The organism is Streptomyces sp. cf386 (genome assembly GCF_900103585.1).
In the GTDB taxonomy this organism is placed as follows: Bacteria; Actinomycetota; Actinomycetes; order Streptomycetales; family Streptomycetaceae; genus Streptomyces.
Map to the genome: position 1 here is coordinate 670,986 of NZ_FNHV01000002.1, position 18,043 is coordinate 689,028.

Consider the following 18,043-nt stretch of genomic DNA (forward strand, 5'->3'; position numbering starts at 1 on the left):
CCCGGAGGGATCACCTTCCGGACCGGGCCCACGGTCGTGACGCGCTGTTGGCTGTCGGCAATTGGCTATTGGCTCTGCCGCTTGAGGAGTACGACCCCGTAGGCGGTGCCCTGGACGGTGTACCGGGCGTTGGGGTGGAGGGCCTTGGCGTAGGCCTCGACGTCGCGGTAGCGCTTGCGGGAGTTGTCGAGGGCGATGAAGTCGGGGTCGATGCCGCGCGTGTTGGTGATCCAGAAGACGCGGCAACGCGAGGTGAGCCGGCTGATCGGGGCGATGTTCGCCTCGACGGAGGCCCCGTCCGGCACCTCGGCCAACAGCCGCCCGATGGCGCTCACGCGCGCGGGCTTGCGATAGATCTCGCTCTCGGTCAGGGCGGACAGCGGCAGCGAGGTGGTCAGCGCGAGGGAGCCGGCGGCGACGGCGGCCGGCAGGTGATGGACGTACGACCGCAGCCACGCGCGCGGGCTGTTCCGGGTGCTGTCGAGGGCGTCGACGAGGGCGAGCGTGACGACGGGCATCAGGACGGCGCTGTAGTGCCAGTCGGTGCCCCAGTACTCCGAGTAGGAGGAGACGAACCGCCACCCCAGGGTGGGCAGGGCGATGAGCAGGATCGGGGACCGGAAGGCGAGCAGCCCGGTGGTGGGTATGAGCAGCCAGCCGAGGGTGCGGAGCTTGGTGTCGAGGCCGTCGAGGGGGCCGCCGCCGTCCGACTCGCTGACCTTGTTCCAGTAGTCGTAGGTGCCGGCGGTGTTGAAGCTCGGTATGACGAGCAGGAGGGTGACGGCGACGGCCACCACACCGAAGGCGGCGACGCCGATCGCGTACCGGGCGTCGCGCGCCGAGTGCGGTCGGGCCCGTAGGGCGACGACCAGGGCGAGGACGGCGAGCGTCATCCCCAGGTCTTCCTTCACGAGGACGAGGGGCAGCGCCCAGAGCAGGGCGGCACGCCAACGCCGGGCGAGCAGCGCCTCCAGGCTGAAGGCGATGAGCGGTACGGCGAAACAGATCTCGTGAAAGTCGAAGTCGACGGCCTGCTGCAGCCCCCACGACAGCCCGTACGCGACGCCGATCGCGAGCCCACGAGGCCGCCCGAGCAACCGGGAGGCCGCACGGGTCACCGGGACGGCGGAGAGGGCGAAGAGCGCGGCCTGGGCGACGAGCAGTGTGACCGGGGAGGGGAAGACCCGGTAGAGGGGCGCGAGGAGGGCGGTCACCGGGCTGAAGTGATCGCCCAGGATGTTGAAGCCCGGTGCCTTGAGGTCGGCCACGGGCGCCTGCAGATGCGCGTAGGAGCGGATGACCTGCTCGAATATGCCGAGATCCCAGGACCGCTGCCCCAGATGCCGATAACGCCCCACGGAGACGACCGCATACCCGACGAAGAGCACAGCGGCGAGCAGCCACGGATCACGCCGGCCCGCACCGGGCCGCTCGGCCCCCGAGGGCCCGGACGTGGCCTGCGCGGGTATGTGGGGCTCGGAGGACGTGCTCGACGTCGCTGAGGGAGCGGGGGTGGGCATGAGGGGACCCTACGCGGTGTACATGCGTGGCCTTCACTCGCCGGGGGGACCGGGGCGGAATCCCGGATGCACGGGAGGGGGACTTCGTCCTGTGAGCGGCCGTCCCCTTTCGACGCCGGTCCGCGCGACTCAGCCCGTCCGGCGTTGGAGGCCGAGTTCCGGCCGTCCCTAACCCCCACCCGCCCGCAGGGGTGTCCTTTTCAGCCCGTCCGGCGTTTGAGGACGAGGCCCTTTCGGGGCCGATGCGGGGGTCTGGGGGCGGCAGCCCCCAGAAGGGGGCCGGGTCGAAGGGGCAGAGCCCCTGGAGGATGGGACGGGTAGGGGCGGCGCGGGCGAGAAACGGCCGACCGCACAGCAGCGCCGCACACCCCCGCAACAGCGCCCCCCACCAGAGAACGGACGTTATCCACAGCCCCCGGCACCCGCCCGCGCAGCGACGTACGCTGGAACCCCCCGGCCCGTGACACGCGTCGGGCCCGTCGCGTTGCCCACCCCCGACGAAAGCGCCCCCGAATGAGCCTGCACGGTCTGCTCGACGCCGTAGTCAAGGACACCGCCCTCGCGGAAGCGATCACGGCCGCCGCGGACGGCAACCGCATGCACGTGGACCTGGTCGGCCCCCCGGCAGCCCGCCCGTTCGCGATCGCGGCCCTCGCCCGCGAGACCGCCCGCCCCCTCCTCGCGGTCACGGCGACGGGCCGAGAGGCCGAGGACCTGGCGGCAGCCCTGCGCTCCCTCCTCCCCTCGGAGGGCGTCGTGGAGTACCCGTCCTGGGAGACCCTCCCGCACGAGCGCCTCAGCCCCCGCAGCGACACCGTGGGCCGCCGCCTCGCCGTACTGCGCCGCCTGGCCCACCCCCGCCCCGACGACCCCGAGACGGGCCCGGTCTCCGTCGTCGTAGCCCCCGTCCGTTCGGTCCTCCAGCCGCAGGTCAAGGGCCTCGGCGACCTGGAACCGGTAGCCCTGCGGACCGGACAGACCGCCGACCTCAACGCCATCGTGGAGGCCCTCGCCGCCGCCGCGTACGCGCGCGTGGAACTCGTCGAGAAGCGCGGCGAGTTCGCCGTACGGGGCGGCATCCTCGACGTCTTCCCGCCCACCGAGGAACACCCCCTGCGCATCGAGTTCTGGGGCGACGACATCGAGGAGATCCGCTACTTCAAGGTCGCCGACCAGCGCTCCCTCGAAGTCGCCGAGCACGGCCTGTGGGCCCCGCCCTGCCGCGAACTCCTCCTCACCGACGACGTACGCGCACGCGCGCGTGCCCTCGCCGAACAGCACCCGGAACTCGGCGAACTGCTCGGCAAGATCGCCGAGGGCATCGCGGTCGAGGGCATGGAGTCCCTCGCCCCCGTCCTCGTCGACGACATGGAACTCCTCCTCGACGTCCTGCCCAAGGGCGCCATGGCCGTCGTATGCGATCCGGAACGGGTACGCACGCGTGCCGCCGATCTCGTAGCCACGTCCCAGGAGTTCCTGCAGGCGTCCTGGGCCGCCACGGCCGGGGGCGGCGAGGCGCCCATCGACGTCGGCGCGGCCTCCCTGTGGTCCATCGCGGACGTCCGCGAGCGTGCCCGCGAACTGGACATGATGTGGTGGTCGGTGTCGCCCTTCGCGGCCGACGAGACGCTCGACGCGGACACCCTCAAACTCGGCATGCACGCGCCCGAGTCGTACCGCGGCGACACCGCGAAGGCCCTCGCCGACACCAAGGGCTGGCTCGCCGACGGCTGGCGCACGGTCTTCGTGACCGAGGCCCACGGCCCGGCGGCCCGTACGGTCGAGGTGCTCGCCGGCGAGGGTGTGGCGGCGCGCCTGGAGGCGGACCTGGGGGAGCTCTCCCCATCCATCGTCCATGTCGCCTGCGGCTCGATCGACTACGGCTTCGTGGACCCGTTGCTCAAGCTGGCGGTCCTGACCGAGACCGACCTCTCCGGACAGAAGGCGGCCGGCAAGGACGGCGCCCGGATGCCGGCCCGCCGCCGCAAGACCATCGACCCGCTCACCCTGGAGACGGGCGACTACATCGTCCACGAGCAGCACGGCGTCGGCCGCTACATCGAGATGGTGCAGCGGACCGTGCAGGGCGCCACGCGCGAGTACCTCGTCGTGGAGTACGCCCCCGCCAAGCGCGGCCAGCCGGGCGACCGGCTGTACATCCCCACCGACCAGCTGGAGCAGATCACCAAGTACGTCGGTGGCGAGGCCCCCACGCTGCACCGCCTGGGCGGCGCCGACTGGACGAAGACCAAGGCGCGGGCCAAGAAGGCGGTCAAGGAGATCGCGGCCGACCTGATCAAGCTCTACAGCGCGCGTATGGCGGCGCCCGGGCACGCCTTCGGCCCGGACACCCCCTGGCAGCGCGAGCTGGAGGACGCCTTCCCGTACGCCGAGACGCCCGACCAGCTGACGACCATCGCCGAGGTCAAGGAGGACATGGAGAAGTCGGTCCCGATGGACCGCCTGATCTGCGGCGACGTCGGTTACGGCAAGACGGAGATCGCGGTGCGAGCCGCGTTCAAGGCGGTCCAGGACGGCAAGCAGGTGGCCGTACTGGTCCCGACGACCCTCCTGGTGCAGCAGCACTTCGGGACGTTCTCGGAGCGCTACTCGCAGTTCCCGGTGAACACGCGCGCCCTGTCCCGCTTCCAGACCGACACGGAAGCGAAGGCGGCGCTTGAGGGCCTGAAGGACGGCTCGGTGGACATCGTGATCGGTACCCACCGTCTGTTCTCGTCGGAGACCAAGTTCAAGGACCTGGGCCTGGTCATCGTCGACGAGGAGCAGCGCTTCGGCGTCGAGCACAAGGAGCAGCTGAAGAAGCTGCGCGCGAACGTCGACGTTCTGACGATGTCCGCGACCCCGATCCCGAGGACCCTGGAGATGGCGGTCACCGGCATCCGCGAGATGTCGACGATCACCACCCCGCCCGAGGAGCGCCACCCCGTCCTGACCTTCGTCGGCCCCTACGAGGAGAAGCAGATCGGCGCCGCGATCCGCCGCGAACTGCTGCGCGAGGGCCAGGTCTTCTACATCCACAACCGGGTCGAGTCGATCGACCGGGCGGCGGCGCGCCTGCGCGAGATCGTCCCCGAGGCACGCATCGCTACGGCGCACGGCCAGATGTCGGAGCAGGCCCTGGAGCAGGTGGTCGTCGACTTCTGGGAGAAGAAGTTCGACGTCCTGGTGTCCACGACGATCGTCGAGTCCGGCATCGACATCTCCAACGCCAACACCCTGATCGTGGAGCGCGGCGACAACTTCGGCCTGTCCCAGCTGCACCAGCTGCGCGGCCGGGTGGGCCGAGGCAGGGAGCGCGGCTACGCCTACTTCCTCTACCCGCCGGAGAAGCCCCTGACGGAGACGGCCCACGAGCGGCTGGCGACCATCGCCCAGCACACGGAGATGGGCGCGGGCATGTACGTGGCGATGAAGGACCTGGAGATCCGAGGCGCGGGCAACCTGCTCGGCGGCGAGCAGTCCGGCCACATCGCGGGCGTCGGCTTCGACCTGTACGTCCGTATGGTCGGCGAGGCGGTCGCGGACTACCGGGCGTCCCTGGAAGGCGGGGTGGAGGAGGAGCCGCCGCTGGAGGTCAAGATCGAGCTCCCGGTCGACGCCCACGTCCCGCACGACTACGCCCCGGGCGAGCGACTCCGCCTCCAGGCCTACCGCTCCATCGCCTCCGCCAACACGGAGGAGGACGTCAAGGCCGTACGAGAGGAACTCACCGACCGCTACGGCAAGTTGCCGGAGCCGGTCGAGAACCTCCTCCTGGTAGCGGGCCTGCGCATGCTGGCACGCGCGTGTGGAGTCGGCGAGATCGTCCTGCAGGGCAACAACATCCGCTTCGCGCCGGTGGAGTTGCGCGAGTCGCAGGAGCTCCGGGTCAAGCGGCTCTACCCGGGCTCCGTCATCAAGCCGGCCGTGCACCAGGTGCTGGTGCCGCGCCCGAAGACCGCGAAGGTGGGCGGGAAGCCGCTTGTCGGGCGGGAGTTGCTGGGCTGGGTCGGTGAGTTCCTGGCGTCGATCCTGGGTTCGTGATCCGGACCGGGGTGCGGGACGCGGCTGTTGGGCCTGTCGCCGACTAGTCGACCCGCACCTCGGTGTTCTGGCAGGCGTGCAGCAGCCACCTGCCGTCGTCCTGCCTGGTCATGACGTAGAGCGGGGCGCCCTCCGTGTCGCCTTCTGCTGAGTGGTAGACCTGCCGGACCTTGACGGCCGCCACGTCGGGGCGCAGGAACTGCGTGTGCGCCACCTCGTAGGTGACCTCGCCGTCGAAGGTCGCCGTGGGCAGCACGGCGCGGGTGAACTCGGCGATCGCGTCGAGGCCCAGGAGGACCTTGCCGTGAGCGGTCGTCCACAGGGCGTCGGGGTGGAAGAGGGCGAGGAAGCCGTCGGGGTCCTTGGCGCGCTGGGTGCGTTCGACGGTGGCGACGACCCTTGCGATGGCGGTGAGGTCTGCGGTTTCGGTGGACTTGGCGGCTGCGGCTGCGGCTTCGGTGGACTCGGTGTCCGTGGTTTGGGTGGTCATGGCGACCACTCTGGGACCTCAAGCGGACTTGAGGTCAAGGGTGTTTCCTCGGGCCTCGGCCTCGGGCCTCGTTCAGGCCTCACCCCGGAACAGCATCGCCGCCAGCGTCCGGAACACCTCCTCGGGGTCCCTGTCGCCGACCGGGCCGTCGAGGTTGTGGCTGAGGAGCAGCGTGGCGAAGCCGTGGGCCAGGGACCAGGCGGCGACGCCGGCCAGGCGGGTGTCGATGCCGAGGCTCTCGGGCCGTACGGCGGAGACGGCGCCGCGTAGTGCGTCGCCGGCGAGGGCTCGGGCGGTGGTCAGTTCGAGGTCGTCGGCGCGCAGCAGCTCAGGTGTGAACATCACCTGGAAGTGCGCGGGGTGCTCGCGTGCGAAGCGGACGTAGCGGACTCCCGCGTCCTTCAGGTCGGCGGCCTCGGTGAGTGCGCCCGCGAGCAGCCCGAACCCCTCGGCGGCGATCGCCGTGAGCAGTCCGGTGCGGTCCTTGAAGTGATGGGCCGGCGCCGCGTGCGAGACGCCGGCGCGGCGGGCGAGGTCGCGCAGGCTGAGTGCGGAGGGGCCGTCGGAGGCGATGACGTCCAGCGCCGTGCCGAGGATGGCGCGACGCAGGTCGCCGTGGTGGTAGGGGCGGCCGGGGGGTGACGGCGGGGCGGTGGACGGCTCCTGCTGCGGGGGCGGCTGATGTGCGGAGGTCATGAGCAGCAGCGTACGCACAATCTAGGCATTGACAAGTTCGGGTGATGTCCGGCAATCTTGTCGGTGTCAAGTTGTGGGGCTCGGGGATCCCGCGACATCGAACTGGGGAGTCGCGTCATGGCGAAGCACGAGGGCGGCCTGGAATCGGGCCGCGTCCGTCAGCTCTGGCACCTGCTGGAGCCGTTGCACGCGGTGCTGTACTACGCGCCGGAGGTCTTCGAGGAGGCCGAAGCGCTCGGCTACGCCACGGAGGAGCGCTGGTCGAGCTACTTCCCGTACCGGGCCGCGCCGTTGGGTGCGGTCGGTGCGGAACAGGTCACGTCCGCCTTCTACAGCTTCAGCCCTCGCATGGTCGCCGAACATGTCGACCCCGCGTGGAAGATCGCGAGCCCCGACGTCCTGCTGCAGGCACGGGTGCGAGGGATGGACCGGGCCTACCGCACGATATTCGGCGACCGTACGGAGAGTCCCGAACTGGCGGAAGCCGCAGCCCTGGCCCGCCGCGCCGCCGAGGCGACCGACACCGCGGGCCGACCGCTCGCCGCGGCCAACGCCGCCCTGGACTGGCCGGACGCGCCCCACCTCCAGCTCTGGCACGCGGCGACACTCCTGCGCGAACACCGCGGCGACGGTCACATAGCGGCCCTGCTGGTGGCCGGCCTCGATCCCGTCGAGTCGCTGGTGTCCTTCGCCGCGATAGGCGCCGCATCCGCCGAACGGTTCGAAAGCCGAGGCTGGAGCCCCGAGGAATGGGCAGCCGCCCACGCCCGCCTGGCCGCCCGAGGCCTGGTCGATGCCGACGGTACGGCCACGGACGAGGGCCGCGCCCTGCGCCGCACGGTCGAGGAACACACCGACCGACTCGCCGCCGCGCCTTGGCAGGCCCTGACGATCGAGGAGATCGACCGCCTCGTGGAACGGCTCGGCGAGTTCTGGGTGGCGGTGCTGTCCTCCGGTCTGTTGCCTTCGGAGACGACGTTGGGGATCGGGAAGGTCTGAGGCGCCGACGATGAGGCCGGTGCCCGAGAGGCCGGAGCTGGAGAGATTGCGGCCCCCGTCGTGTCCGGTGCGTAGCGGTGCTTGGTCCGCGCACAGCGGCGCCTGGCCGCGCTGCGTCCGGAACGGATCAGCGTGAAGCCGCCCGCGGGAGGTGGGTCTCCGCGGACGGCCTCTGTTCTCAAGGTGGTTCAGTGAAAGCGTGCCCGTGAGGCGGGCGCCGGCGGAGGCGTTGAGGGCGCGCCCTCGTAGATTCCCTCGCGGTTGTTCCCTCGCGCCGGCCACCTGGCCCTGCCGGGCTTGTGGTCCTCCGTGGGGCTCCGGTCTTACGGCTGCTCGGGCGGCCTGTCGCGGTCCATGCCGAGTTCGCGCTCCATCCGCTGCTGCGCGTCGTCGACCTGGCTCTCGTACTTGTTGCCCGTCTTCTCGTTGACCTTCCGCTCCGCGGTGTCGGACACGTTCGTGGCCTTTTCCTGCGCATGGCGGTTCTTGAACCTGTCGAAGATGCCCATCCAGAGCTCCTTCCGGAGGTGATTCACCATCGACGATACGCCCGGGTTGCGAAGTATGCGCGGTTGGCCTCCTGGTGACCTGAAGGTTCGGTCCGGCCTCCGGTCTGGACCTCTTGAATGCCGCCGTGCGCCGGGTCGCTACCGTGTTCGCGACGGCGTACCAGGGAAAACCGCCTGTGCGGGGCGGAACGGGTAACAAGGGGAGGGGCGCATCGTGATGCGTCTGAGGGGTGGGGCGGCGAGCGCCGCGGCGATGCTCGGCATGGTGCTGGTACTTGCGGGGTGCGAGAACGTCGACCTACCCGTGGACAGCGAGCCCTCCGGGTCCGTCCCCGCCACGGGTTCCGGCCGCGCCACCAGCCCGCTGGACAACCCCGACGGCACGAAACCGGGGCTCGCGCCCCTCACGTCCGACACCGACCGGTCGGAGGCACGGGCCCTCATCGAGAAGGTGGCGACGAAGGGCCGCGGCCCCAAGACGGGTTACGACCGGGACGAGTTCGGCTACGCCTGGATGGACTCGGCCCCGGGCGGTATCCCGTTCGCCCGCAACGGCTGCGACACCCGCAACGACCTCCTCAAGCGCGACGGCGAGGACGTCCGCTACCGCTCCGGCTCGGACTGTGTCGTCAGCTCCATGACACTGCACGACCCGTACACCGGCCGGACGATCGACTGGGCCAAGTCCCGTGCGACGACCGTACAGATCGACCACGTCATGCCGCTGTCGTACGACTGGCAGATGGGCGCCTCCCGCTGGCCCAAGGGCAAGCGCCAGGACATCGCCAACGACCCCCTCAACCTCATACCGGTCGACGGCCCGACCAACGGCTCCAAGGGCGACTCCGGCCCCGCGTCCTGGCTGCCTCCGAACAAGGGGATCCGCTGCTCGTACGCGGTGCGCTTCGCCCAGGTGTCGCTGAAGTACGAACTGCCGGTGACGGCCGCGGACAAGGAGACGATGCTGCGCCAGTGCGGGGGGTGACCCGGCACGCGACCGTGCTCCGAGGGGCGGGTCGAAAAACGCCTTTCCGGCTAAGTCGCCCGCGCCTACGGTGACGCCCATGGAACCGAAGGTATGGAGCCTCGCCGAACGCCCCGAGATGCTTGACCGGGTCGTCGACATGGCGCACACATGGCCGGAGTTCGTGGTCCAGGACCTCGTGGGCAACGCCCACTACGGCCGGATCGCCCGCGAACTCCCGGAGTACGTGCTGTTCGCCGAGGACGAGCGGGGCGAGGTCGTCGCCCATGCCCACAGCGTGCCGTTCGCCCTCGCCGCCGAGGGCCGGGGCAAGCTGCCCGTCCGCGGCTGGGACGAGGTGCTGGTGTGGGCCTTCGCGGACCTGCGCCGCGGCACGCGGCCCGACACGGTCAGCGCCGTCTCCGTCGTCGTCGCCCCGCACGCCCAGGGCAACGGACTGTCCGCCCGCATGCTCTCCGCGATGCGCGACAACGCCCGGGCCCACGGCTTCGGCGAGGTCGTCGCCCCGGTCCGCCCCAGCGCCAAGCACCTCGAACCGCACAGCCCCATCGAGGAGTACGCCCACCGGGTACGCCCCGACGGCCTGCTCCACGACCCGTGGCTGCGCGTCCACGCCCGTGCCGGCGCCACCATCGACTCCATCGCCCCGGCCTCCATGACCGTCACCGGCTCCCTGGAGCAGTGGCGCGGCTGGACCGGCCTGCCCTTCGACACCGCCGGCGAGATCGAGGTCCCCGGCGCGCTGGTGCCGGTGCGGTGCGAGCCGGAGCGGGACTACGCGGTGTACGTCGAGCCCAACGTGTGGATGCGGCACCCGCTGTGAGGCGGCACGGAACCCGAGCCTCCGCCTCACCTGCACCGTCGTACCGAGTGATCAGCACGACAACGGTTCGGTACAACCAGTGACCGTATGTCGGTGTCGACCTATACGCTCGAAGCGACAATCGCCCAACCGAGGTTGTCCCGCACCGGGTGTCCCGCACCGGGCAGGGCGGCGGACCTCGTACGTCCACTTCAGGCATCAGGAGCAGCCATGCAAGGCCACGGCTACACGCAGCCGGTGAAGCAGCCGCCGCCGACCGGGTGGCTGGTCTTCCTGCGCGTGTGCTTCGTCGTGATCTCGGTGCTGAGCTTCGGCCTGCTGATGTGGACGATGATGCTCCGCCTGGCCATCGTGACCCGCAAGGCGCTCGACTGGGGCCTGTTCGTGGCGTCGATCGTGGTGGAGATCCTCAGCCTGTACCTGCTGGGTTCCGAGCCCGGCGACGAAATCCACACCGTGGGCGGCTGGACGGGCCTCTTCCTCCTCCTGGGCGGCATGGTCCTCTCGATCTCGTACTACCTCTCCGCGGACATACGCCACTTTCAGCAGCTCCGCTTCTCCGGCTACCCCGCGCAGCAGCCCCCGGTCGCCCCGGCCTACGGCTATCCGCAGCCGCAGTCGCCGTACACGTCGACGACCGTGCCGCAGTCGCCCCCGATACCCCGCGACGCCGCCCCCCACAGCCCCGTACCGCCGCCCCCGGCCCCGCAGCGCCCCGCGCCCGCGCGCATCGATCAAGTGCGCGCCGAGCTCGACGAGCTCAGTGACTATCTGCGCCGGCACGACGCCCGGCCGGACGGCAACCACGAGGGCGGAAGGTGACCGTGGCGACAGGACGTGTCGTCGCCGGCCGCTATGAACTGTCCAAGCTCATCGGACAGGGCGGCATGGGCCAGGTCTGGACGGCGTACGACCAACGGCTCGACCGGCGCGTGGCGGTGAAGCTGCTGCGCCCCGACAAGGTGGCCGGCCAGGAGGCGGACGAACTGCGCCGGCGCTTCGTGCGCGAGTGCCGGGTCACCGCGCAGGTCGACCACCCCGGGCTGGTCACCGTGCACGACGCGGGCAGTGAGGGCGAGGAGCTGTTCCTCGTCATGCAGTACGTCGACGGCGCCGACCTCTCCGACCATCTCGCCGAGCACGACCCGTACCCCTGGCAGTGGGCGGTCGCGGTCGCAGCGCAACTGTGCGCCGTACTGAGCGCCGTGCACGCCGTGCCGATCGTCCACCGCGACCTCAAGCCGCGCAACGTGATGGTGAAGCAGGACGGCACGGTCACCGTCCTCGACCTCGGCGTCGCCTCCGTCATGGACGCCGACACCACCCGCCTCACCCACACCGGCACCCCCATCGGCTCGCCCGCCTACATGGCCCCCGAGCAGGCGATGGGCGGCGCGGTCGGCCCGTACACCGACCTGTACGCACTCGGCGTCCTCCTGCACGAACTCCTCAGCGGCGACGTCCCGTTCTCCGGCTCGACGGCGCTCGGTGTGCTGCACCGGCACCTGTACGAGCCGCCGGTCCCCGTGCGCCGCATCCGCCCCGAGGTCCCCGAGGCACTCGAAGCCCTGGTCCTGCGGCTGCTCGCGAAGGACCCGCAGCACCGTCCCGACTCCGCGCAGGAGGTGTACGAGCACCTGGCGCTGCTTCTGCCCGCGCGCGGGACGCCCACCGGAGCGCCCCTAGACCCCACCCGCCCCTTCCTGCGCCCCCACGCCCCCTGGCCGGACCGCGCCCGCACCCCCGCGCATCAGCCCGCCCCGGTCGCGCCCACCGCCGAGAAACCGGACGTCGCGCGAGCCGTCGACGAGGTCAAGCGGCTCCTCGGTGAGGGCCGCATCACCCAGGCCGTCGACATTCTCGGCGCGATCCTGCCCACCGCCGCCGAACAGCACGGCGAGCACTCCCCGGTCGTACGCACCCTGCGCAAGCAGTACGCGGCCACGCTCATGGACGACGGCCAGTACCGGCGCGCACTGCCCGAACTGCGCCGCCTCGCCGACGAACGCGCCGCCGAGGCCGGCCAGGCCGACCCGCAGTCCCTGCGGTTCCGCTACGACGCCGCCCAGTGCCTGGAGCAGCTCGGCGAACCGGCGGCCGCACTCGCCGAGTACCGCGCGCTGCTGCCGTACTACGAGAACCAGTACGTCTCCGGCGGCGACCCCGAACTCGCCCACGACGTCCGCCGCCGTATCGGCCACCTCCTCCTCTCCCTCGGTGACCGCCCCGCGGCCCACGACACCCTGGCCCGGCTGCTGCTCGACGTGGAACGACTGAAGGGACCGGGGCACCCGCTGGCCGGGGAAGTGCGGCGGACGCTGCAGTGGCTGGGGCAGGTGCGCGGCTAGTTCTCGCCGCGAGGAGCCCGGCAGACCGAGTGCCCTGAGGGGGCCGAGTGTGCCCAGTGGGCCGGGCGGGGGTGCTTCGGTGCCCGAAGTCCTGGTGAATCGTTGGTCGAATGGGTTGGCCAGAGCTTGCCCACTGCCTACCATCGATCACCGCAAGACTTTGTGCACCGTCGCACAATCTCCTCGGGAGGCTTCCTTGCACCGCCGCCGTCGCACCGCGCTCCTCCTCACCGCAGCGATCGCCGCCGCGGCCCCTCTCCTCACCGCCTGCGGAAACGAAGCGCATCCCGGTGCGGCGGCCGTCGTGGGCGGCCAGCGGATCACCGTCGCGCAGCTGGAGAACAGGGTGAGCGAGGTACGCGACGCGCAGCGCGCGGCCGTACCCGACGAGACCCAGTACGCGCAGGTCATCGCCAAGTCCGGCACCCTCCCGCGCGACGTCCTGCACACCATGGTCCTCGACCGGGTGCTGCACCGCGCCGCCCAGGACGCGGGCGTGACCGTCACCCGCAAGGAGATCCAGGGAATGCGCGGCGACCTGGAGGGCCAGGTCGGCGGCGCCGAGGCGCTGGAGACGGCCTGGCTCCAGCAGTACGGAATCCCCCCGCAGCGCCTCGACGAGAACCTCCGCCTCCAGCTGGAGGCCCAGAAACTCGCCACCTCGCTCGGCACGGACACCGGCAAGCCCGCCTTCTGGAACGCCCTGACCCAGGCGTCCAAGAAGCTCGACATCGACCTCAACCCGCGCTATGGCACCTGGGACGTCCAGAAGAGCAGCCGCGCCGACGCGAAGACGCCGTGGGTGCGCGAGGTGACGGCGGCGGGGACGCAGCAGACGATGTAGGGCCTGTGGACAAGCAGCGCCTGTGGACAAGCCGTGCCTGTGGACCAGTAGGGCCTGTGGATAACTTCGGGGGTCGTCGGCGACGTGGGTTACGTTCGGATCGTGAACGCAACCAGCCCCGAAGCCGCCCCCGGCCGCATCGTCCTCCTCACCACCAGCCACCGTGTCGCGCCCGGCCTGCTGTCCTGGCCCGCGTGGCAGGCGCTGCACGGCGCCGACCGCGTGCTGTGCGCGGACGGCGCGCATCCGCAGCTGCCCTATCTGCGTGAGGCCGGGATAGCGGTCGACGAGGCTGCCCCGACCGCCGAGCAGCTGATCGAGGCATGTGCAGGCGGCCACACGGTGGTGGTCGTGGCCACGGGCGAGGGCGAGCCGGCCCTCACCGACGGCCTCGCCCGCCTCGCGGGCACCGGCCGCCTCCAGATGCCGGATCTGGAACTGCTTCCCGCCTCCTACGACCTGCCCGGCGCCCGCCTCCTCGACCTCGTCCAGGTCATGGACCGCATCCGCGCCGAGTGCCCGTGGTCCTCCCAGCAGACCCACAAGGGCCTGGCGAAGTACGGCATCGAGGAGGCGTACGAACTCGTCGAGGCGATCGAGGACGGCGACCGCGACGAGCTGCGCGAGGAACTGGGCGATGTCCTTCTCCAGGTCGTCTTCCACGCCCGCATCGCCGAGGAGGACCCGGAGTCCCCCTTCTCCATCGACGACGTCGCCGGAGGCATCGTCGCCAAGCTCATCCACCGCCACCCGCACGTCTTCGGCGACGAGACGGCGACGACCCCCGAGGAGGTCAAGGAGCACTGGCTGCGCACGAAGGCCGTCGAGAAGCAGCGGGAGTCGGTGACAGAGGGCATACCCCTGGGCCAGCCGGGTCTGGCGCTCGCGTCGAAGCTGGCCTCTCGGGTGCGCACGGCGGGGCTGGAGGTGCCGCTGCCGTCGGGCGAGGGCGTCGGGTACGAGCTGCTCGCGATGGCGGTGCGGGCGGAGGCGGCGGGGGTGGATCCGGAGGCGGCGTTGCGGGTTGCCGCGCGGGCTTATCGGGATGCCGTTCGGGCCGCTGAGGGGTTGTCTGCTTAGTACCGTTGGGGTGACGGGTGGGTGCTAGAGGCGGGGGCGGTCGTGGCAACGGAGTTGGAGGAACTGGCGGTCGAGGGCAGCGCGGTGCTCCTGGCCGGGTTGAGCTCGGAGAACTGGAGACGGGTCCGCAACCGTTTCGCCGCGTGGTTGAAGGCCTCGGATCAGCGCTTCTACGCCGGGGACCTCCACGACCTCAAAGGACGCCAGCACGAATACACCCAGGGGAGCCTGGCCGAACGGCGGTGGCAACGCCGACTTTCCGAAGCGCTGGCGGAAGCACCCGACCCCTCTCTCGTGGAGGAAGGTCTCCGAGCCCTGATCAAGGAGTTTTCCCCGTCCGGACAGACAACCGGTTCCGGTACCTCCGTCATGGCCAGTGGCCCCCGTTCCATCGCGGCGGGCGGTGACATCCACATCGCCGTCATTGGCGACAACTCCACCGCCACGCATGTCGCCGGCGACCACATCGACTTCCGCGACTCCACCTTCCACGACCGGGTCGTAGGTGTGCAGCACAACCACTACGGCACCATGCCTACCCCGGCGGAGTGGCAGCCGGTCGGGCAAGTGAGGCCGCTGGAGTTCGGCGTACGCCCGACCCGGCCCGTGCCGGGTCTGCCCGACGTGCCGCCGTACGCGACGCGCGACTGCGACAAGGACCTGCAGGCCAAGCTGGCCCACAACACCCTCGTGCTGATCCTGGGCGAACCGTGCGCGGGGAAGTCGTACACCGCATGGAACGGCGTGCGCTCATTGCGGGGCCACCGCCTGTACGCCCCGGACCCCGGCGAGGACCTTCGGCCTCTGGCCGCCGCACTGCGGGGCAACCCCGGCGAGTACGTCGTCTGGCTGGACGAGCTGACCGGCCATCTCGGCGCGGGCGGCCTCGACTTACGGCTGCTGGGGCGGCTCAACGACCTCGGTGCCGTCGTGCTGGGCACGATGAGCCCCGCCGAGTACTACGTGCGCCGTACCGGGACCGCCCCGGGCGACCGGGTCGTTGCCGCGGCCCGCACGGTGGAGCTGGCGCGCGAGTGGAGTGAGGCCGAGCTGGCACGGCTGGCGGCGGTCGATGATCCGCGTGCTTATCCGGCATACATGTGGAGCGGCCGGGAGGGCGTGGCGTCGTACTTCGCCCTCGGGCATCACCTGTTCGACGAGTGGCAGCGTGTGGGGACCCAACTGGAGCATCCACGCGGGCAGTTACTGGTCCGGGCGGCCGTCGATCTCGCTCGGTGCGGCGTCACGGGAGCGGTGTCGGCCGAACTGCTCAGGAGAGTGCAGGAGCAGTACAGGGCGGAGGAGAGGGAGTCGTTCGAGGAGGCCCTCGCCTGGGCGACGGCGCCGATGTTCGGGGCGTCGGGATTGCTCGTGGCGGGGGAGGAGGACGGCACCTGGCGGGCATACGGGGCGCTGGTCGCGGAAGCGCTGAGGTCGGGGGACCTGGAACCGGTGCCGGACGAGGTTTGGTGGACGTTGCTGGACGCGGCGCGGGAACCGGACGCTCCGCTGGACTTCGCCTCAGTCCTCGACGCGGCCCGCAGCGCGTTGCACGAGCGCGTGGAGGCGGGGGACGCGGCGGTTGCGCTCGGGTTCGCGCGGCGTACCGAGGGCGTGGAGCGCGGGGGGTGGCTGCGCCGGGCGGCGGACGCGGGGGATTCTTGGGCGGCAGTGGAACTGGCGAAGGCCCTGCTGGAACGCGGGGACGAGCACGGTGCGCTGCCGTACCTGGAGAAGGCAGCTGAGGCGGGCAGTTCCGAGGCCGCGACGGTACTCGGCGGCCTGCTGTGGAAGCGGGCTGAGTACTGGCTGGGCAGGGCCGCCGAACACGGGGACGGTGACGCGGCGTATCAGTTCGGCAACCTGCTGGTCGGTGCGGGGCGGACCGGGGCGGCCTACCACTGGTACACGCGGGCTGCCGAGGCGGGCAGTGAGAAGGTGGCCGCACGGTTCGCTGAACTGTTGCAGCGGCAGGGCGACCGGTGCGAAGCGGAGCGGTGGTACCGACGGGGCGTCGCCCAAGGTGACACGCGTGCGATGCGCGGGCTCGCGCAGCTGCTCGTTGAGCGGGGTGATCAGAATGAATCCGAGAGGCTCCTTCGGCAGGCGATCGAGGCAGGGAGTGCGGACGCGGCTGTCGCCCTCGGATTACTCCTCGCGCGGAATGAGGAGAGACACGGGGAGGGGATGGCTCTCCTCCGTCAGGTCGCCACCCTGGGGGAGTGCAGTGCGGAGGCCAAGGCTTGGGCGGAGTACTACCTGGCGTGGTTCATGGAACAGGAGGGCCGGACCAAGGAGGCGCGCTGGTGGTACGGCAAAGCCGCCGAGCACGGTCACTACCGTGCCAAGCAGCACCTGACCGAACAGAATGCGGACCGCGCCGACCAGCCAGCTACCGTCAAGGAGTGACCAACCAGCCCACCCCCACCCCCGAACCCCCGGCCCTCTTCACCTGGGAGTTCGCCACCAACCCCTACCCGGCCTACGCCTGGCTCCGCGAACACGCCCCCGTCCACAAGACGCGCCTCCCCAGCGGCGTGGAGGCCTGGCTGGTCACCCGCTACGTCGACGCCAAGCAGGCCCTCGCCGACCAACGCCTGTCCAAGAACCCGGCCCACCACGACGAACCCGCCCACGCCAAGGGCAAGACCGGCATTCCGGGTGAACGCAAGGCCGAGTTGATGACGCACCTCCTCAACATCGACCCGCCGGACCACACCCGCCTTCGCCGGCTCGTCTCGAAGGCGTTCACGCCCCGCAGGGTCGCCGAGTTCGCCCCCCGGGTGCAGGAACTCACGGACCACCTCATCGACCAGTTCGCCCACAAGGGCAGCGCCGACCTGATCCACGAGTTCGCCTTCCCGCTCCCCATCTACGCCATCTGCGACCTGCTCGGTGTCCCCCGCGAGGACCAGGACGACTTCCGGGACTGGGCGGGCATGATGATCCGCCACCAGGGCGGGCCCAGGGGCGGCGTCGCGCGGTCCGTGAAGAAGATGCGCGGCTATCTCGCCGACCTCATCCACCGCAAGCGCGAGGCACTCCCCGACACCCCCACCCCCGGCGAGGACCTCATCTCCGGCCTCATCCGCGCCTCCGACCACGGCGAGCACCTCACCGAGAACGAGGCCGCCGCGATGGCCTTCATCCTGCTGTTCGCCGGCTTCGAGACGACGGTCAACCTCATCGGCAACGGCACGTTCGCCCTGCTCACCCACCCCGAGCAGCGCGCCCGCCTCCAGACGTCCCTCGCCGCCCACGACACCGCCCTCCTGGAAACCGGCGTGGAGGAACTCCTCCGCTACGACGGCCCCGTCGAACTCGCCACCTGGCGCTTCGCCACCGAACCGCTCACCATCGGCGGGCAGCGCATCGGCCCCGGCGACCCCGTCCTCGTCGTCCTGGCCGCCGCCGACCGGGACCCGGAGCGGTTCGCCGACCCCGACGTCCTGGACCTCGGCCGCCGCGACAACCAGCACCTCGGTTACGGCCACGGCATCCACTACTGCCTCGGCGCCCCGCTCGCCCGTCTGGAGGGCCAGACCGCCCTCGCCACCCTCCTCACCCGCCTCCCGGATCTGCAACTCGCCGTGGACCCGGCCGAGTTGCGCTGGCGCGGCGGCCTCATCATGCGCGGACTGCGTACGCTTCCGGTGGAGTTCACCCCGGTTGGGTGAGTTCGTCCACCACCGCAAACGTGACACG

The 18,043-nt window shown here is 71.0% G+C and carries 14 protein-coding genes; 10 read left to right on the forward strand and 4 right to left on the reverse strand.

Annotated features, from left to right (window positions below):
• Nucleotides 1-65 precede the first annotated feature (65 nt).
• The gene (locus tag BLU79_RS07335; protein WP_093904769.1) at nt 66-1,520 is read right to left on the reverse strand and encodes a DUF2079 domain-containing protein; all 1,455 of its coding nucleotides are present in this window, start codon (nt 1,518-1,520) and stop codon (nt 66-68) included.
• A gap of 513 nt (nt 1,521-2,033) precedes the next feature.
• Here BLU79_RS07335 and mfd point away from each other — a divergent pair.
• Nucleotides 2,034-5,564 carry a transcription-repair coupling factor gene (gene mfd, locus BLU79_RS07340; protein WP_093904770.1) on the forward strand — a complete coding sequence of 1,177 codons (3,531 nt, stop codon included), beginning with the start codon at nt 2,034-2,036 and terminating at the stop codon, nt 5,562-5,564.
• Between the two features lie 43 nt (nt 5,565-5,607).
• On the opposite strand, the gene BLU79_RS07345 is transcribed toward mfd, so the two are convergent.
• On the reverse strand, nt 5,608-6,054 hold the full coding sequence (locus BLU79_RS07345) for an SgcJ/EcaC family oxidoreductase (protein WP_093904928.1): 447 nt from the start codon (nt 6,052-6,054) through the stop codon (nt 5,608-5,610).
• A 72-nt stretch (nt 6,055-6,126) separates the two neighbouring features.
• Nucleotides 6,127-6,750, reverse strand: a complete 624-nt coding sequence (locus BLU79_RS07350) for a TetR/AcrR family transcriptional regulator (protein ID WP_256333180.1) — start codon at nt 6,748-6,750, stop codon at nt 6,127-6,129.
• A gap of 117 nt (nt 6,751-6,867) precedes the next feature.
• Between BLU79_RS07350 and BLU79_RS07355 the strand changes: the two genes are divergently transcribed.
• On the forward strand, nt 6,868-7,749 hold the full coding sequence (locus BLU79_RS07355) for an SCO6745 family protein (protein ID WP_093904771.1): 882 nt from the start codon (nt 6,868-6,870) through the stop codon (nt 7,747-7,749).
• Nucleotides 7,750-8,072: 323 nt separating this feature from the next.
• On the opposite strand, the gene BLU79_RS07360 is transcribed toward BLU79_RS07355, so the two are convergent.
• A complete protein-coding gene (locus tag BLU79_RS07360) occupies nt 8,073-8,258 on the reverse strand; it encodes an Rv0909 family putative TA system antitoxin (protein WP_093904772.1) in 186 nt (61 codons plus the stop codon).
• A 217-nt stretch (nt 8,259-8,475) separates the two neighbouring features.
• On the opposite strand from BLU79_RS07360, the gene BLU79_RS07365 reads away from it, so the two are divergent.
• From BLU79_RS07365 to BLU79_RS07400, 8 genes are all read left to right on the forward strand, one after another.
• Nucleotides 8,476-9,243, forward strand: coding sequence for an HNH endonuclease family protein (locus BLU79_RS07365; protein WP_093904773.1), 768 nt, complete (start codon nt 8,476-8,478; stop codon nt 9,241-9,243).
• A gap of 79 nt (nt 9,244-9,322) precedes the next feature.
• Nucleotides 9,323-10,066 carry an N-acetyltransferase gene (locus tag BLU79_RS07370; RefSeq protein ID WP_177000905.1) on the forward strand — a complete coding sequence of 248 codons (744 nt, stop codon included), beginning with the start codon at nt 9,323-9,325 and terminating at the stop codon, nt 10,064-10,066.
• 210 nt (nt 10,067-10,276) lie between these two features.
• Nucleotides 10,277-10,888, forward strand: a complete 612-nt coding sequence (locus BLU79_RS07375) for a hypothetical protein (protein WP_093904775.1) — start codon at nt 10,277-10,279, stop codon at nt 10,886-10,888.
• Nucleotides 10,889-10,926: 38 nt separating this feature from the next.
• The gene (locus BLU79_RS07380) at nt 10,927-12,414 is read left to right on the forward strand and encodes a serine/threonine-protein kinase (RefSeq protein WP_305657735.1); all 1,488 of its coding nucleotides are present in this window, start codon (nt 10,927-10,929) and stop codon (nt 12,412-12,414) included.
• Between the two features lie 196 nt (nt 12,415-12,610).
• Nucleotides 12,611-13,258 carry a SurA N-terminal domain-containing protein gene (locus tag BLU79_RS07385; protein ID WP_093904777.1) on the forward strand — a complete coding sequence of 216 codons (648 nt, stop codon included), beginning with the start codon at nt 12,611-12,613 and terminating at the stop codon, nt 13,256-13,258.
• A gap of 102 nt (nt 13,259-13,360) precedes the next feature.
• Nucleotides 13,361-14,338 carry a nucleoside triphosphate pyrophosphohydrolase gene (locus BLU79_RS07390; RefSeq protein WP_093904930.1) on the forward strand — a complete coding sequence of 326 codons (978 nt, stop codon included), beginning with the start codon at nt 13,361-13,363 and terminating at the stop codon, nt 14,336-14,338.
• A gap of 42 nt (nt 14,339-14,380) precedes the next feature.
• A complete protein-coding gene (locus BLU79_RS07395; RefSeq protein ID WP_143052468.1) occupies nt 14,381-16,747 on the forward strand; it encodes an SEL1-like repeat protein in 2,367 nt (788 codons plus the stop codon).
• Complete coding sequence (locus tag BLU79_RS07400) at nt 16,744-18,015, forward strand: cytochrome P450 family protein (protein WP_093904779.1); 1,272 nt, start codon at nt 16,744-16,746, stop codon at nt 18,013-18,015. The genes BLU79_RS07395 and BLU79_RS07400 overlap by 4 nt, the downstream gene beginning before the upstream one ends.
• Nucleotides 18,016-18,043: the final 28 nt, after the last annotated feature.

Excerpts from the sequence above, each read along its gene's own strand:
- BLU79_RS07360 (WP_093904772.1), bottom strand. The coding sequence starts at position 8,258 with ATGGGCATCTTCGACAGGTTCAAGAACCGCCATGCGCAGGAAAAGGCC.
- BLU79_RS07355 (WP_093904771.1), top strand. The coding sequence starts at position 6,868 with ATGGCGAAGCACGAGGGCGGCCTGGAATCGGGCCGCGTCCGTCAGCTC.
- BLU79_RS07350 (WP_256333180.1), bottom strand. The coding sequence starts at position 6,750 with ATGACCTCCGCACATCAGCCGCCCCCGCAGCAGGAGCCGTCCACCGCC.
- BLU79_RS07370 (WP_177000905.1), top strand. The coding sequence starts at position 9,323 with ATGGAACCGAAGGTATGGAGCCTCGCCGAACGCCCCGAGATGCTTGAC.
- BLU79_RS07375 (WP_093904775.1), top strand. The coding sequence starts at position 10,277 with ATGCAAGGCCACGGCTACACGCAGCCGGTGAAGCAGCCGCCGCCGACC.
- BLU79_RS07365 (WP_093904773.1), top strand. The coding sequence starts at position 8,476 with ATGCGTCTGAGGGGTGGGGCGGCGAGCGCCGCGGCGATGCTCGGCATG.
- BLU79_RS07335 (WP_093904769.1), bottom strand. The coding sequence starts at position 1,520 with ATGCCCACCCCCGCTCCCTCAGCGACGTCGAGCACGTCCTCCGAGCCC.
- mfd (WP_093904770.1), top strand. The coding sequence starts at position 2,034 with ATGAGCCTGCACGGTCTGCTCGACGCCGTAGTCAAGGACACCGCCCTC.
- BLU79_RS07345 (WP_093904928.1), bottom strand. The coding sequence starts at position 6,054 with ATGACCACCCAAACCACGGACACCGAGTCCACCGAAGCCGCAGCCGCA.